The 16,998-nt window shown below is 46.5% G+C and carries 10 protein-coding genes; 2 read left to right on the top strand and 8 right to left on the bottom strand.

Annotation, left to right across the window (positions count from 1 at the left end):
* Positions 1 to 2: 2 nt before the first annotated feature.
* On the top strand, positions 3 to 461 hold the full coding sequence (gene smpB, locus HW988_RS16280; protein ID WP_181605218.1) for an SsrA-binding protein SmpB: 459 nt from the start codon (positions 3 to 5) through the stop codon (positions 459 to 461).
* Here smpB and HW988_RS16275 read toward each other — a convergent pair.
* The 5 genes from HW988_RS16275 to HW988_RS16255 form a co-directional block, all read right to left on the bottom strand.
* Positions 458 to 5,899: an S-layer family protein gene (locus HW988_RS16275; RefSeq protein WP_181605217.1), complete on the bottom strand. Its 5,442-nt coding sequence runs from the start codon at positions 5,897 to 5,899 to the stop codon at positions 458 to 460. The genes smpB and HW988_RS16275 overlap by 4 nt on opposite strands.
* A complete protein-coding gene (locus HW988_RS16270; RefSeq protein ID WP_181605216.1) occupies positions 5,899 to 6,945 on the bottom strand; it encodes a LysM peptidoglycan-binding domain-containing protein in 1,047 nt (348 codons plus the stop codon). The genes HW988_RS16275 and HW988_RS16270 overlap by 1 nt, the downstream gene beginning before the upstream one ends.
* A gap of 166 nt (positions 6,946 to 7,111) precedes the next feature.
* The gene (locus HW988_RS16265; protein ID WP_181605215.1) at positions 7,112 to 12,316 is read right to left on the bottom strand and encodes an S-layer family protein; all 5,205 of its coding nucleotides are present in this window, start codon (positions 12,314 to 12,316) and stop codon (positions 7,112 to 7,114) included.
* On the bottom strand, positions 12,316 to 13,434 hold the full coding sequence (locus tag HW988_RS16260) for a LysM peptidoglycan-binding domain-containing protein (protein ID WP_181605214.1): 1,119 nt from the start codon (positions 13,432 to 13,434) through the stop codon (positions 12,316 to 12,318). Before HW988_RS16260 ends, HW988_RS16265 begins: the two co-directional genes overlap by 1 nt.
* Before the next feature lie 222 nt (positions 13,435 to 13,656).
* Positions 13,657 to 14,316 carry a hypothetical protein gene (locus HW988_RS16255; protein ID WP_181605213.1) on the bottom strand — a complete coding sequence of 220 codons (660 nt, stop codon included), beginning with the start codon at positions 14,314 to 14,316 and terminating at the stop codon, positions 13,657 to 13,659.
* 81 nt (positions 14,317 to 14,397) lie between these two features.
* Between HW988_RS16255 and HW988_RS16250 the strand changes: the two genes are divergently transcribed.
* Positions 14,398 to 15,147, top strand: coding sequence for a hypothetical protein (locus tag HW988_RS16250; protein ID WP_255490075.1), 750 nt, complete (start codon positions 14,398 to 14,400; stop codon positions 15,145 to 15,147).
* 2 nt (positions 15,148 to 15,149) lie between these two features.
* Here HW988_RS16250 and HW988_RS16245 read toward each other — a convergent pair whose 3' ends face one another.
* From HW988_RS16245 to HW988_RS16235, 3 genes are read right to left on the bottom strand one after another with little or no spacing between them, the layout of a single operon-like run.
* The gene (locus HW988_RS16245; RefSeq protein ID WP_181605212.1) at positions 15,150 to 15,821 is read right to left on the bottom strand and encodes a flagellar brake protein; all 672 of its coding nucleotides are present in this window, start codon (positions 15,819 to 15,821) and stop codon (positions 15,150 to 15,152) included.
* Positions 15,794 to 16,696: an SAM-dependent methyltransferase gene (locus HW988_RS16240; protein ID WP_181605211.1), complete on the bottom strand. Its 903-nt coding sequence runs from the start codon at positions 16,694 to 16,696 to the stop codon at positions 15,794 to 15,796. Before HW988_RS16240 ends, HW988_RS16245 begins: the two co-directional genes overlap by 28 nt.
* Positions 16,693 to 16,992, bottom strand: coding sequence for a hypothetical protein (locus tag HW988_RS16235; protein WP_142701497.1), 300 nt, complete (start codon positions 16,990 to 16,992; stop codon positions 16,693 to 16,695). The genes HW988_RS16240 and HW988_RS16235 overlap by 4 nt, the downstream gene beginning before the upstream one ends.
* Positions 16,993 to 16,998 lie beyond the last annotated feature (6 nt).

The following is a 16,998-nucleotide window of genomic DNA, read 5'->3' as shown; positions in this document are numbered from 1 at the left end:
GAATGAGCGAAAAAATTCTGATTATTCAGGAAAACAAAAAAGCACGCTTCGATTACACGATCGTAGAGACGTTCGAAGCGGGTCTTATGCTGATGGGAAGTGAAGTGAAATCCCTGCGCGCGAAAGACGTGCAGCTTAAGGATTCCTATATCACTTTCCGTGGCAACGAAGCTTTCCTGCAGAATGCGCATATCGCTGAATACAAAGCCTCCAGCTACAATAACCACGTTCCAGAACGCCTGCGTAAGCTTTTGATGAATCGTAAAGAGCTTGATGAAATCGCAGGAGCTTTGGCGGAAAAAGGTTATTCCTGCGTGCCATTGAAAATCTATTTCAAAAACGGCCGGGCAAAACTAGAGATCGCTCTGGTTAAAGGTAAAAAGACCCACGACAAGCGTGAGTCCATCAAAAAACGCGACGTTGAAAGCCAACTTCGCCAATCCGTACGCCGCGATCGTTAATATTTTTTGCCTGTGATAGTCAGGCTGTCGATTTCACATTGTGACGAGCCGGAGGATTGTAAGTAGGTTTTTACTCGCAATGTTCCTGTGCCAGCGACACTCGAGAAAGTACTAATATGGGCAGCGATCGTTGTGGCATCACTGGCTGTGCTGACACCGGTTGAAGCTTCCCATGCAGAATTTGATGGGTTCCAATAATAGAAATTTGAACCATCAGCGCTCAGCGAATATTTCACCCCGGAAGAACAACTGTTGCCACCCAAGACTTCCGTGAATGCGGCAGAATCTAAAACTTCAAATGCTGATGTGACCGCAGCACCCGTTGCTGTGATTGAAGGGCTCGAGCTGTCATAACGAGTTGGACCCGTACCAGCATATTGCAGTTCTGGAGAACAATTCGCTGAAGCCGAAGCATATGTACAAAGGGAGTTGTTGTCGTCACTTTCAAGGAAAGCGCGATATTGGAAGTAACGGTTGGTTGTGCCCAACGAAAGGCTTCCGAAATTACTGAAGGTCATTGTCGGTGTGCCAGCTGCTAAAGTTCCACCCAATATGTTATTGGTCGTATTATAAAGTTCAGAGAAATAAGTACTCGCAGAATTATCAGGACCTTTCCAGCCAAGATTCGTGGCTGCTGCCTGATCGGAACAATCGTTTGTAGTACAAGTACGAACTTGGTATTTCACACGGTTCACGCCACGACGATAGAGCTGTTGGATTTCTGCTTGGGACATGCTGCGAGCCCAGATTCCCATTTCATCAATTAATCCGTTAAATGAATTTCCAGAGCTGGAATAGCTACCAATACGCGTTCCGAATGAACCACCCGCAACGAGTCCGGCGGTATAACAAGTGCCGCCGCTGACACCGTTAATATACATTTGAAAGCAAGTGCCATCGTATGTCAGTGCGACATGTGTCCATGTGGAAGTGGAAACATTTATGGTGGAACTTGTGAAGACTCCCGTGGAATTTGTATAATGCATTAACTTATTGGTATTGCCTAAGCCGAATGCCAAGGTACTTCCAGCTGTGGCACCTTTATGAATCGAAATGATTCGGTTATCGATGGCACCAGATCCAGTTGTGCCTATGGAGTATGGATAAATCCAAGCGCTGATTGTAAGTGCGTGATCAGCTGAAGCGATAAATGTACTACCAGCCGAGGTAACTACGGCATCGTTGGCGGCAGAGAAAAGTCCGGCGTTACCAAAACGTCCACCGGCAAATGTCGTCGCTGTTCCGCTGCGCACTCCATTGTTGTTGCCAGTGATATCCAGGACTTCGCCGGCTGTGCCGTTCCAGGAAGCTTCGTTGAATCTCCAGAATGCAATCAGGTTCGTGTTCATATTGCCGACAATCGAAGAATAGTTTCCAGAGGCTTCACTGGAAAGAGGAACTTCTTTATAAAATGGCAAAGTTGTTTTCAGTGCCAAATTCGACCAAGTATAATTCGTTGAACCGGTGCCTCCAGCATCGATGATTCTTGAGCTGAAGCGACCGCTGTATTTTGCGGATTGATTATTGAATATCGCGGATACCTGAGCTGCCGTTAGCGTTGCATTCCATAATCCGAACTCGTCAATATTTCCTGGAAAGAAATTTGTTCCTAAGCCCTGCCCAATATAAAACGAACCTGATCCTGCAAAATCTGCAGCAGCAGTTCCTGTCGCAACCGCAATACCATCACGATAGATCACCCGTGTTTTTGTCGTGGAATCGTAAGTCGCAGCCAGATGGACCCATCTGTTTACATCCAAAATGTTATAGTTCGTCGTCGATGACAAATCGTCACTGTAAAAACCCAGGCGAAGGGTTCCGGTGCTGGTGTATCCAAAGTGCAAACCATTGTCAGTGGTGGTAGTACCATAACCTAAGATATGCTTATTAGTTCCAGAAGAGTTCGTGACGTACACCCAAGCTGAAATCGAAAAGGAACTATTTGCAAGTGCGGGTCCCGCCGCCATGGAGCCATAGTTTCCAGAACTGAAGGTTCCATAATGGGAACCGACTTTTCCTGGAGCGGTAAATGTGGGAGTTCCTGTCGCAGTTAAGTTGTAACTGCCCACGGAGTCATTCAGATTGTTATCCATTTTCCAATAAGCAATCAGGTTGCTCCATTTCGGAGTCCAAGAACTGTCGAAAGCAGTTTTGTTTTCTGTGGAGTTTAAGCGTAAGACATTGAGTGTTGAATCCCATTGAGTGCCAGCCGTCGTACCAGCTGCGAAATTTGTCGACGTGCTGTCGGTCAATGATGCTGCTGCCAAACGGGCAACCCCGGAAGCAAGTTCAAAGGAAGTGGAATTACTCATCGTATAACTAGCCTCAGTCCCAGCCGTGAACGGAATGCTTAAGCTGAATGTTTGATAAACCGCTCCAGAGAGTTCATTCGTGGAAACCACGGAACCATACGAGTTGTTAGCGCGAACGCGGTAATAGTAAGTCGTCCCAGCACTTAAACCTGTGTTGGAAGCTGGTGACGTCACATTGGTTTTACTGGAAGCATAAGTTTGATCTGCCGTGTGTGAGCTTGTGTCATAAAGAAGATCATAAGTCGAAGTTCCATTCGCCGAAGCAAAGGCGATAGCGGAGCTTCCCACACTTGGCGTAATCGAACTTAACGAGAAGGCGCTGATTGGAACACCGATAGCTTCAGCAGAAGCGTTGACCGATCCCGAACTATTTGTGGCGGTCACCATCACATAGTAAGTTGTGCCACCAGTCAGACTGGCAATGTCATAAGGCGAAGTTGCTGATGTGGAATCCGTTGTGGAGTAAGTTCCAGTGCTGGTTCCGAATTTCACCGTATAATTGGTCGCACCTGTGGAATTTCCCCACTGAACACGCAATTTATTTCCCGAGTTCACAGACACACTGGAAATTGCGAACGCGGAAAGGGGAGTGGCACTGGCTTCCGCAGTGGCTGATGTTGTCGCCGTCGAATTGACGGCATCAACTTGGAAGTAATAAGTCGTTCCTGGTGTGAGGGAGTTGATTGTCAGCGGAGAAGTAGCATTTGTGCTGACTGTCGTCGTGTAACTGCCCGAAGACGTTCCGTACTTCACAGTATATGAAGTGGCATCTGCTGAACTGCCCCAGCTCAACACAACTTGAGAAGATCCAGCCACAGCATCAGAGATCGTAAATGCCGCTGGTGCTGGAGGAATGATTGTAAACGAATTCGATTGGCGAGTGACAGAGGAAGTGCCGCCTGAAGACACAGTGTTTGCTTTTGTCGCAGTGATTACTTTTCCTGAACCGTAAGCGCTGACAGTAATTGACGAGAAGGTTGCAACACCGCCCGAGGCCGTCGCTGTCACCGTACCACCTAACGAGCCAGTTCCGGACGTTAAGCTTAAAGTCACATCGGCCGTCGCGTCAGCTCCCGTAGTGACAAGATTTCCGTAACTATCTTGGATTTGAACTACGGGTTGAGTTGCCAGCAAAGTCCCTGGTGTGACACCACCCACTGGTTCAGTAGAATAAACTAATTGTGATGCGATTGCATTCGTTGCAGTCGCTACGAATGAAGTTGAAAGCGCCGTGCTTGCGATCGTGGCTGTTACGTTATGAGATCCAGTGGTAGTCGCCATCGTCAAAGAATTCGCAGCCAAACCTGAAGTATTCGTCGAACTGCTTGCTGATCCCAACGTCCCGGCATCAGTTGTCCAATTGACGGTCGTGCCGGAGATAACGTTATTGTAAGTATCTTTAACGACAGCAACCAAGTTTGATGCTAATGCCGTCCCAACTGTCGCAGACTGATTGTTTCCACTTTGCACGGTGATGCTCGCGGGAGCCGCCGTAGTAATATTAAAGCTACCCGAAGTTGCAGAAGTTAATCCGCTGGAAGTGGCTACCAGAGTATAACCGGTGCCTGCTGTATTTATGCTTAATCCCGCAAGTGATACAGAACCCGAACTGGCAGTTCCAGTAACGGTACCATTCAAATTTGCAGAACCAGGATTGGTACCAATGCTAATCGTAACGGAACCATTAAATGATGTCGCTGTATTGGCATACGCATCCAAGGCACGAACCAACAAAGTTGAGATCGAACTTCCAGCAACAGTATTGGTCGGTCCAGAAATCATGGCCAATTGAGTGGCGGTAGCTGCACTTACGCTGATGGCAGAGCTGGTTACCGTGGGTGTGCCACCGGAAACTTGAGTCGCTGTGATCGTTTGATCGCCACTGGTTTTTAAGGTGAAAGTGAATTGTTTCGTTCCCGCATCACTGGCATCAAAAGTATAGCTCGCTGGCAAACTTGGAGTATTCGAATCAGACGAAGTGAATTGAACTGCGCCTGTATAGTCAGTCTTAATGTTGTTATAGGAATCACGGGCCGTCACGGTCGTTGTGAAGCTATTACCGGCTGTTGCAGTTGCGAGTACCCCGGAAAGTAAGAAGTTATTGATCGCACCCGGATGAGCGGTTGCCGTGATGGTGGCCGTTGTGGTCGTGCCGTGAATTTTTGCGGTGACTGTATATGTCCCTGTCACAGTACCTAAAGTCAGAGTATTTGAAGCCAGACCCGTTGAATTCGTATTGCTTGTTGCCGATCCCAAGCTGGAGTTACCCGTGGTCGACCAATCCACTTGAACGGATGGAACAGCATTTCCCTCTGCATCAGAGACCAGGACTTTAAGTACTGTCGTCAGTGCAGAATTCACGACACCAGATTGAGAATTACCCGCAGAAACTGCAATCCCCGCCGCTGCTCCCGGCGTCACCGTCACCGTCGGCATCGCACTCGTTATAGAGATTCCAGCAACCGTCGCTTTAATTGAGGCAGCTGTACCGACAATTTTACCCGTGAATGTCGCGGAATACGTTCCGTCATTATTATCAGTAACAGTGCCAAAAGTTCCAGTGCTGGTTCCGCTTTGAATAACGAAGGTCACATTCAAGCCCCCATGAGTGATCGGGGAGTTGTTCACGTCATATGCGTAAAAAGTCGCAGTGATATTAGATCCGGAGGCGATAGTTGAAGCTGAAAGTGTCACATATGAGTTCGTGGCTGAAAAGTTCGCGGGTAAAACGGTGATCGTTGCCGCTTGAGTTGTCAGTTCAACGCTGTCAACGTTTGCCATGATTGCTGTGGCTGTGCCTGCAGTGGAACCACTGAAAAGAGCAGTGTATGTGCCATCATTGTTGTTGGTAACCGGGCCAAAGATCCCAGTGCTTGTACCGCCGGAAGTTTTAAAAGTGATAACCGGATTGCTGCCCGGTACGTGATAGATATTTCCTTCGGAATCCCGGGTCGTCAGTGTGACCGTGGTGGAATTTCCCGCCAAGATGCTGGCTGACGAGACGGTGATTGTGCTTGCGCCGGCGGAAACCGAAACTCCTGCCAAGAATCCATCCTGAATGCTTGAACCCTTCTTGGTGCAAGCTGAGAATACAAAGATGGTGATTATTATCAGCAACCACTTCATTACGGTTTCTCCCTGTTGAACAGGTCAAAGCCGTAAATGAAATTTCCAAAAACGTTGGTCTCATTTAAGTCAGATACAGACGTATTCTGAGTTCTTTGTTGTGCGCCGACCTCGAATGAAAGGAACTTGCCACCTTTATCGCGGCGGATAAAGAGCAAGGCTTTATATGAACTGCCATTATCAATAGAGTAATAGTCAGTTGAGGCACCACCCAGGTAGCTTCCTGAAATGGCAAAACCTAATGCCGTTGAACCTTTGCGATACAACTGGAAATCAAACCCCAAACCCACGTTTGATACATTGGCAGAGTCTATGGAAACATTGGTTGTCGAAATCCCGTGAAGAAAAAGCTCCTGACCATAACTTACCGAGAAAAAGATTCCGGCCTTTTCATCCAAATCAAAGCGTCCACCGAAGCCAACACCTAAAAGACTTTTACTGGCGTTACTGATTTTTTTAGCTGAGTTGGTCGAAGGCTGGAATTCAATGTTTCTTGCAGAGAACGAGAACAACGATTTGAATCCATCCGACCATTTTTGTGACCACGTTGCTGCCGCTGTGATGTCGTGATCAGAATTCAATTCAGCTTTGGTATGGGTGACATTATCGTTTGCTTCCAAAGTTGTGAATTGATATCCGGCTTTAACAGCAAAGTGATGATTAACGTCGTCTTCTTCTGTAGCCACTGGAGTTTGTTGGGGCTGCGGAACTTGAACAGCAACCGCGACGGCAACTGGTGCTGGCGATGCGACCGGAGCAGGCTTCGGTGTTTCCTCGGCGGCGACATTTCGTAAATCGTTCACAGGGATTAAAATCTGCTCACCCGGACCAATCGCGCGACCCAATTTAAGATGCGGGTTTAAAATCAGGATTTTTTCTAGGTTTTCGCCTTTGCCGTAGGTGTGACCACCTCGGACTCGATCGGCAATGTTTGAAAGGGTATCACCGGTTTTGACTATATATAGAGATGAACGGATTTCCCCAGCAGTCACACTGCTAGTTACAAAGAAACTGGCGCTGAGTAATAACCGCCCGAAACTCTTCATGATAATCCGATCTAAAACATGCTGTAAAAATTCGGTTAAACTGAATAAATATTCGGTTCATTTCGGATGTCTCTAAAGTAGATGGGCCTGTTAAATAGATTTGGCAGCAATCATGGTGTGATTGTAATAGCGGAAGGCCTTCTTCTAATAGAAGTCAGACGAAGGCCTAGTATTTTTTGCCGGTGATGGAGAGATTATCAATCTCACATTGAGACGTGTTCGATGATTTCAAGAACGCTTTCACGCGCAAGGTTCCCGTACCTGCTGTTGCAGCGAAAGTACTTAAACCAGCATTGATTTGGGCAGCCGAACTTGCGGTTGAATAGTCAGACGAAGCAGACCATGCAGAGCCATCATAATAATAGAACGTTGATCCATCCGCACTCAAAGCATACTTAGCTCCGGCAGAACAACCATTCGCACCTAAAGTCTCAGTGAATCCACTGCCATCTAAAACTTGGTAAGCAGAAGTAACGGATGCACCGGTCGCCGTATAAGTCGGAGCTGTGGAATCATAACGAGTTGCTCCGACCGTAATACTTTTCAATTCTGGAGAACATGGAGCCGCAGCTGAGTTGTAAGTACAGTTGTTTGCAGTGTCTTCGTTGTCAAAGAACGCCCGATACTGGAAGTAACGGTTCGAAGCAACCGACAGGCCCGCAAAGTTAGAGAACGTCATGGTTGGTGCCGTTCCTAAAATTGCTCCGCCTACGGTGTTGGTACTTGTATTGAAAAGTTCCGAGAAGAAAGTGCTGCCAGTGTTGTCAGGGCCTTTCCAACCAGCATTTGTCGCGGCTGCCTGATCCGAACAATCATTTGTAGTACAGCTGCGAACTTGATAGCGAATGCGGTTGTTGAAGCGGCGATACATTTCTTTAATTTCATTCGCAGATAAAGCTTTAGACCAAACGCCAACTTCATCCATGTAACCACGGAAAAACAAAGTCGTCGTATCATGGTTGCCGATTCGTAAACCATATGATCCACCGGCATTCACGAAAGTATTCGTGCAGGATCCGGTTGCCACGCCATTGATATAAAGTTGCACACAAGTTCCATCGAATGTGGCGGTAACTAAACTCCACTGCCATACACTGAGGGATGCCGTAGAAGCGAGATTTAACTCTGTTCCACCATTATTATAGCTGTAAAGCATTAGCTTATTACTTAAACCTAAACCTAATGCGATCGATGCTCCCGCCGTGCTGCCGCGATGAATCGTCACAATGCGATTGTCAATAGTCGTCGCGCCCGTGTTCCCAATGGCATTTGGATAAATCCATGCACTGATTGAGAAAGGTTGGTTATCTGTGGCAATAAAATTGCTGCTGGCTGTGGCTACGACATAGTCGCCCGAGGCATTCCAGGAACCTGTGTTTCCGAATTTTCCCAAGCCCGTTGTATAAATACGCGCGTTACCATAACTGGTTCCGTGATTGCCATTTCCAGAGGAATCAACCACGTCATTCGCCGAATGAGGCCACGAAGATTCATTAAAGTGCCAGATTGCTTTTAAGCCAGTATGCAATGTGCCTACACCAGCTGAGTAGTTTGCGGCCTCTGAGGAACTTGGAATTTCTTTATAGAACGGCACAGTCGTTCTTGCCGAAAGTGTCAGCCAGGAAGTGTCTGTAGAATTGTAGGCCTGGGCATCCATGACCCGAGAAGTAATTTTACCCGCATAAGTACCTGCTTGGTGATTATAAAGCGCCGAGACTTCCGCAGTTGTCAGAGCGGTATTCCAAACAGCTATATCATCCATGTTGCCAAGCCATGGGCCGGTGGTGTCATAGTCAACGCCGATTTTAAAGGCCCCATTTACCGTGGTGATATTCCCTGTCGCAGTAGAGCCATTCATGCGAAGACCGTTACGATAGATTGTTCTTAGCTTAGAAGTACCGTCGTAGGTGGCAACGATGTGAACCCATTTATTTCTGTCAGCACTAAGATAAGCGTAAGGACTTAATGCATCACTGGTATTGCTAAACTGGAAGCGGACATAGCCCGCATTTGTATATTGTAAGTACCATCCGGTATTATTGCCGGAACTATTTCCATAGGAAGCAATCGTTCTAAAGGAACTGCCTGCACCCGTCGGATAGACCCAAGCGGAAATAGTAAAGGAGCCACTCAAATCCGGTCCCGCGGCGACGCTACCATAGGTGCTGGTCGTACTAAATGTGGCAGAGTGTGAGCCAATACGGCCTGGAGTTGAGAATGGAACGGAGCCATTATTAGTCGCAGTATACGAACCAACAGAATCATTAAAGTTGTTATCTAATTTCCAATAAGCGACAAGGCTATTCCATTGTGGAGTCCAAGTGCTATCAAGAGCAGCCACGTTGTTACCTGTCGCATTCAAGCGAACAGCGCCCAGTGTGGAATCCCATTGTAAATCAGTCAGTGTAGAAGCGGTAAATTCAGATGAAGAACTGTCTGTCAGTGGGGTTTGTTTCAGGACTGCGGATCCCCCAGTTAATGACGACGTTGTTGAATTGCTGATGCTGTAGTTTGCCTCTGAACCTGCTGTAAATGGAATATTCAAAGTAAAATTTTGATAAACTGCACCTGACAATTCATTAGTAGATACCAAAGAGCCAAATGAGTTGTTCGCGCGTACTCGATAATAGTATGTCGTTCCAGTTGATAAGCTGGAAGTTGTTGCTGGCGAGGTGACGCTTGCATTTGTGGATGCATATGTCTGACTCGCTGTATGTGAAGAGGTATCATAAAGAACATCATAAGTCGTGGCGCCGGCTGCACTGGCGAAAGCTAAAGAAGAGCTGCCCACGCCTGGAGTTAACGAAGTCAAAGTGAATGCACTGATCGGGATACCCATCGCCTCTGACGTAGCATCAACTGATGTAGCAGTGTTAACCGCCGTCACCATGATATAGTAAGTCGTGCCACCTGTAAGACCCGTGATATCGAATGGCGAAGTCCCAGAAGTGGAAGCCGTGGTTGTATAATTTCCCGCAGATGTTCCGTATTTTACTGTGTAACTGTTCGCATTCGTAGAAGAGCCCCAGGTCACACGCAGTTTGTCAGCCTCCACCACGGCAACACTAGAAATTGTAAATGCCGTGGGAGCACTTTGAGTGATATCGAAGCTGTTTGAAGCCAAAGAGATAGAGCCCGTACCGCCAGACATAATCGTTCCGGATTTTGTTGCCGTTACAATCTTGCCAGTCCCGTACGTGCTAACATTTACATTGGTAAATGTCGCGACACCACCCACCGCACTCAAAGAGGTCGTACCACCTAATGAACCAGTTCCTGTCGTCAATGCCAAAGACACCGTAGCTGTCGCATCTGCTCCTGTGGTGACCAAATTTCCACTGGCATCAAGAATTCTGATGACAGGTTGAGTTGCTAGCGCCGTTCCTGGAGTAACGCCGCCGACAGGTTGCGTGGAAAAGCTCAGCTGACTTGCAGGACCGTTCGTCGCTGTGGCAGTGAATGTTGTCGAAAAAGCCGAACTTGGAATCGAAGCGGTCACTGTGTGTGCGCCCGTCGTCGAAGAAAGTGTCAAAGAGTTTGAAGCAAGGCCTGATGAATTCGTGTTGCTGCTTGCAGAACCCAACGTTCCTGCCGTTGTGCTCCAGTCAACAGTGACACTGGGAACGTTATTGCCATAGGCGTCTTTTACAATCGCAACTAAGTTTGCACCTAGTGCGGTGCTGATAGTTGCTGATTGATTATTCCCACTGGAAACCGCAATGCTTGCGGGGGAGTCAGGTGTGATATTGAAAGTACTTGAAACCGCCGCGGAAACTCCCGCTGCTGTTGCGGAAAACGTATAACCAGTTCCGGATTTTTCGATGGAAAGATCCGAGAATGTAGCTGTCCCTGAACTTGCGGCAACAACCTTGGTTCCGCTCAATGTGCCAGAGCCCGCGTTCGTCCCAATGGCGACAGTCACATTTCCATTAAAGGATGAAATCGTATTTGCATAAATGTCCACCGCCCGAATAGTCACAGTGGAAATAGTATTGCCAGCAACTGTATTCGTTGGATTTGCGATATAGATCAGCTGATAAATACTTGCAGCGGAAACGGAAATCGCAGACGAGGTTATTGTCGGTGAGCCACCGCTTTGTGTGACAGTGATCGTTTGATTCCCTGTCGTTTTTAAATTGAAAGAGAATTGTTTAACTCCGGCGTCGCCACTTACGAAAGTGTAGTTCCCTGGCAGCGTGGGGGAGTTCGAGTCAGATGAAGTGAATTGAACAGTCCCCGTGTAATCAGTTTTGACATTGTTATAAGAGTCACGTGCAGTCACCGTTGTATTAAAAGCAGTTCCGGCTGTTGCATTAGCAGGGACGCCTGATAACAAGAAATTATTAATTGCACCCGGTGTCGCTGTCGCACTGAAGGTTGTGGTCGTCGTCGTACCGTGAATTTTCGCAGTCACAGTATAGACACCAGTGACAGTTCCCAGTGTCAGAGTGTTCGTACTGATACCACTTGAGTCGGTATTGTCAGATGCTGCACCCAAAGCAGAGTTACCTGTCGTGGTCCAATCAACTTGCACCGAGGGAACCGCATTTCCCTCCGCATCAGTGACTTTAACCTTTAAGGAAGAACCCAAGGCGTTATTGACGGCTGCAGATTGGGAATTTCCGGCATTTACGGCAATCGCCGTGGCCGTGCCCGGAGTTACGGTGACAGTCGGAAGCGTGCTGGTTATTGCAAGACCTGCCACGGATGCTTTAATTGCAGCGGCCGTACCGACAAGTTTACCTGTGAAAATCGAAGTATATGTCCCATCACCATTATCTGTGGTTGTCGCAAAAGTACCGGTACTGGTACCGCTATCAATTCCGAAAACAACATTCATTCCACCATTGGTGATGGGATTATTGGAAGCATCCATCGCATGGAATGTCGCTGTGATCGTTGAACGTGAAGCCACAGTCGTCGCAGACAAAGTAACATAAGAGTTCGCAAGCGAGTAGTTTGCTGGAAGTACTGTCACTTTTGCAGTTTTTGTTTCAAGTTCCACGCCATCAACAGAGGCTGTGATGATTGTTTCAGTACCCGACAGAGATCCACTGAATGTTGAAACGTAAGTTCCGTCATTGTTATTCGTAACGGGACTGAATATGCCGGTGCTTGTGCCACCAGAAGTACTGAATTGAACATTGGGATTGCCTCCTGGAATGTGGAAGATATTCCCCTCAGAATCTCTGGTTGTCAGAGTCACTGTCGTTGAATTACCAGAAAGAATCGAAGAAGACGAAAGCGTGATCGTACTTGCGCCTGCGGATATGGAAACTCCCGCAAGAAATCCACTTTCAATGCTTGAGCCTTTTTTGCTACAAGCGGTGAAAGTGAAAACAGCGATAAGGCTAAGAAGAAGCTTCATCATTACTTCTTCTCCTCGTTGAAGAGATCAAAACCGTAAATCACATTGCCAAAAACGTTGGTTTCAGAAAGATCCGATACAGATGTATTTTGATTTCTTTGTTGAGCACCGACTTCAAAAGAAAGAAGGCGTCCATTTTTATCTCTGCGGATGTACAAAAGACCTTTGTAAAAACTGCCGCTATCGATTGTGTAAGTATCTGTGGAAGTCCCGCCTAAATAGCTGCCTGAAACGAAAAACCCCACGGACGTGGATTTCTTTTTAAATATTTGATAATCCAAAGAGGCGCCTATTGAAGAAACATTCGCGGTATCGATAGATACGGAAGTAGTCGTGAGACCGTGCAGATAAAGCTCCTGGCCATATCCGGCAGTCAAGCCCACAGCTATTTTGTCCGTGAGCAGAAAATCGCCACCAAAATTCAAGCCATACAAAGTTTTAGAATCGTTGATGATTGTTTTTGAAGCATTCGTCGAAGGTTGGAACTCAAGATTACGTAAAGAGAAAGAGAGCAAGGTTTTAAACCTGTCCATCCATTGTTGAGACCAGCCAATGGAAGCAGTCAAATCATGATCCGTATTAAGATCCGCTTTCGAATGAGTCACATTGTCTTCAGCAGAAAGTGTTGAAATCTGATATCCCGCTTTCACTTCAAAGCGATGACTCACTTCTTCTTCATCATCATTCATGCTGTTTACCGCAGGCGGTACTGGTGCCAATGATTTTGCAGGTGTGCTTGCGGGCGAGTTCACCGGATTAGGCGCAGGTGTTTGGGCAACAACTGCGGCCGTTGGCGAAGAGGCCACCGTGACCGTCGCTACCGCAACTGAAGCTGCCAAGCTTTCTTCACTTGCAACACTTCGCAAATCACGAATTGGAACCAAGATCGTTTGGCCGACAAAAATTGAATGATGGTCTTTCAATGAAGGATTTAGCGACAACAGGCGAGCAAGGTTTTCGTCCTTGCCATAAGTATGGCCGCCACGAACTCTATCAGCGATGTTAGACAGGGTGTCCCCAGGTTGAACGATGTACTGACGATAACTAGTTCCCTCTTGAGCTGTGGTAACACTGCTCATCAAGAAGATCATCGTGAATAACAAACGTTCGATGCTTTTCATTCCGGTACGTCCCAATTTCATCCATTGTAAAAGTACTGTTAAAGTACTCGTCGGTGACCCACGAGAAACCATGAAGGAAATTGGAGTTATAAATGCGATTCATTACATGTTTTTCATGAAATTAGACATTGGTAGGGTGGAGTCAAAAAAACTGTCTCAAAAATGGAAAAAAGCCGGCAACGTACCGACTTTGAAAAATCTGAATGGATCTTTTTATTTATATTAAGAGACTTTGCGGCGCGAATTCAGTTCAACAAGTGATGTTGGAACTTCGTTCGAAATGAATTCTTCTTTGAAGCCAAGACGTGCGCGTTTTTCTGCAAGCAAGTGTTTCCACGCGGCATAGGCTTCACGATTTTGCGGATCGATAGAAAGTTTCTCTAAAAGCTTCAATTCAGTTTCGGTATTTGCCTTCAAAGCACGATAAAAATAATCGTAAGTCATTGAAAGATCACGGAAGTCATCTTCTTCCGGAATAACATAGTCGTCGATATGCCACTGACCCAACATCAATTGGTGCATATGCTTTTCCATGCGAATCAATGGAGCCAGTAGGTTTTTCGTCATGCGAATACTTAAAAATAAAGTCACGGCCGTGATGGCAACAATACTTGCGCCCAAAAACACGCGCAACCAAACCATTTCGCGTTCAAGATGCTCGACTAGACGGGGTTGAGTATCATAAGCCAAGGTTTTAAATAATTCATAATTTTGGGCAATAAAATAGTAAGCAGGGATAAAAAATAGAAGCGCGCCACCAGCAAAAGCCGTGATCATGTACCACGAGTACTTGTATTGGAAAGCTTTATTTAGAATGAACCTTTTACGTCCGCTCCCGTGGGGCACTCGCTGAGGTTCAATAACTCTTCTACCGTATAGCATAGTCACCTTATCGGTGGGTTGAGTTTTCTTTCGAGTCCAATTATTCTCAAAAAAAGACAAAACGCACTGAGGGGGACTTTTATGAGATTAACATGCATGCAGAAGCTTGGGCTGTCCGGTTTTATAAGGACGTTGGTCTTGTTAGGAGTGGTGCTGCACTTCGCAGGTCCTGCTTTCGCGGAAGAAAAATCAGCTCCCTTGGTTGATGACAAATATTCCTTAAAGGCCGATCGTGCTGCAATGGAAAAACTCCGTGAAAACATCCCAGCTGAAAAACGCGCTGAAAATGATGAAAAGGCCTTCATGGCACAAATGATGACGGACTTTTCGAAAACTCCGTCAGAAGTTCGCGGCAAGTTCACGTCTATTTTAAGTAAAAAGCGCGATGCTTTTAGCAAGGATATGAACAAAACCCGCGAGACTTTTACAAAAACTCAGACCACGGAGCGCGAAGCCTTCACCAAATCACAGCAAGAGCGTCGCGAGAAATTCAGCAAATCCAAAGTGTCGTCAGCCGAGCGCACCGAATTTTATTCAAATCTTGAGGGCGAAAGAAAAGACTTCTATTCCGCGCAAAAAGAAAAGCGTGATGCTTTCGAGGAAGATGTTAGAACGAAAAGAAAAGATTTCGATGATTACATTCGCTCCAAGAATGATGAGTTCAATCAACTGCACCGCGATTATACCCAGCGCTACCAGGACAATAAAAAAGCCCAGGAAGAGTTAAAGAAACAAGCCAAAGAAAAAAAGAAGAACTTTGATAGGGATCTCGAAAAAGAATACGAGACGATTAAAGCCAAGCCCGCCACGCCATTAGGAACTGAAGAATAGTCCTACTGGCGTTTAAAGACCTCTTTGTGAATTTCCATCGTGAGCGCAAAGAGGTTGTTTTCCTGAATAGGGGTAAGTCCCTGAAACTCTACCCCTACCATTTGATTCCCACCCTCGGTTTTCACGTGACGAACTTCTGCAGTGAGCTGAATTGCTGAATTCTTAGCGATCAGAAGTTTACCCTTAAGGATGTCACCCATTTTAAATGTCGCGACGGTTTCTTTTTCGATCAGTCGGCAGCCTTGAGCACTCAGGTCGCCCAATTTCGCATGAATTTTGACGGCCGAGTTATTGATCTGAGTGATATCAAAAAAAGCCTGGAAGCCCGCCGGAATTCGTACGCGATAGTTTTGCCGGCGCTGCAGGTGAAATATTTCTTTTGGCAAAGGGAGCTGGCAGCGATTTCCGTAAACGGTGGCTGTACCTTCGAAATAGTATTTTTCGCCACCTAAAAAAAAGTAGCCCAAAAACTCTTCGCCAGTTTTCAAATTTTCCGGGGACTCAAGAAGACATTCCAGATGTTTGGATTGGGAATGCCAATGCACGGCTTTTACTTTAATCAGATTTTCCGTTTTGCCTTTACAAAGAACTTCACCCTGAGCGGTGGCCAAATCGATAAGGAGCTTTACCAGCTCATCTTCGCGACTTAGTTTTTTGAAGATTTCCTGATCCAAACGGTAACCTCGTGCTTATTGTGATGAAGATGCACGATATGTGCATTTTCCAACTCTTGAAACTTTTTAAGAGTTTCAAAGTCGGTCCCACCCTGAAATTTTATAGTGCAAACGAAGTTTTGGCAAAGTCCTGAACGCTGCCAATCTAAAACTAGTTCTAACAATTTAGCTGGGTAGCAGATGATGTCTGAAAAGAACCAATCAATGGCCCCGATATCAGATGGCTTCACCGTGAAGGCATTGGTTTTTTTAAATTCAATTCGTGGCAAACGTGCGATTTTTTCATCCAATGGTGCACGGTCAATGCTGATAACATCGCAGCCCATTTGTTGAAGAACCCATGTCCAACCACCCGGGCAGCTGCCAAAGTCCACGACTCGTTGGCCCTTGGAAGGTCGAATTCCATAAACCGTAAAAAGCTCCCACAATTTCAAGTAAGCCCGTGATGGTGGGGTCTCTTTGTCTTCATTAAAAGCCACTTCTCCCAATGGGAAAAGGGAGTTCGTTTGGCTTGAAACCAGCAGAGTGTTTTTATCAATCAGGGTCCAGGCACCCAAGGGATCTTTCGGTAAAGGATCCAAGAAATTCAGCACGCGCGGACGAAGTTTAGGCAGCTGATCCTGAATCAGTTGGGCGCGTCTGTGATTATCAAAGGAATAAAGAGCCCACAACAAGCCACGGCTTTTCAAAGCCTTAACTGCCTGGGATATGGATTCAAACGGAATAATTTCTGCATTGGTCCAAATGTTTTGGGCCCACACAGAGGTCTGGATGGGCCCATCAGTTAGAACCAGGTTGCCGTGAACTGCGGTGATGTTTTTAAGTTCGGCCTGCAGTTCGGGCAAAAATTTTGTCGGAGCAAGATAAGCGATCATGCCGCCTTAGTTGCCACAGCTGGAGTAAGAAGTCCACGACTGTTCCAAACTGTCATCGCTTCGGACCAGAATTTTTCTTTAATTTTCACATCTGCAGGGCCCATTTTGATTTTAGGGAAATCCTGCTTTTCAAAGTGCTCAACGAATTTAGCTTCGTCGCCAGCACGAACGATTTTCATCATAAGATTGAAGTGAGTTTCGGTGAAGGCTTTGCCATCCACGAACATTTTTCTGAGTCCCGCCTCTGGTGTGTGAGCTAGGAAATTATAAAGACCGGGTACATCGTATTGACTCATTCTGAT

This window comes from Bdellovibrio sp. KM01 (assembly GCF_013752535.1).
Classification (GTDB): Bacteria; Bdellovibrionota; Bdellovibrionia; order Bdellovibrionales; family Bdellovibrionaceae; genus Bdellovibrio.
Note: the sequence above shows the minus strand (reverse complement) of the source record. Positions and strands in the feature narration are given on the sequence as shown.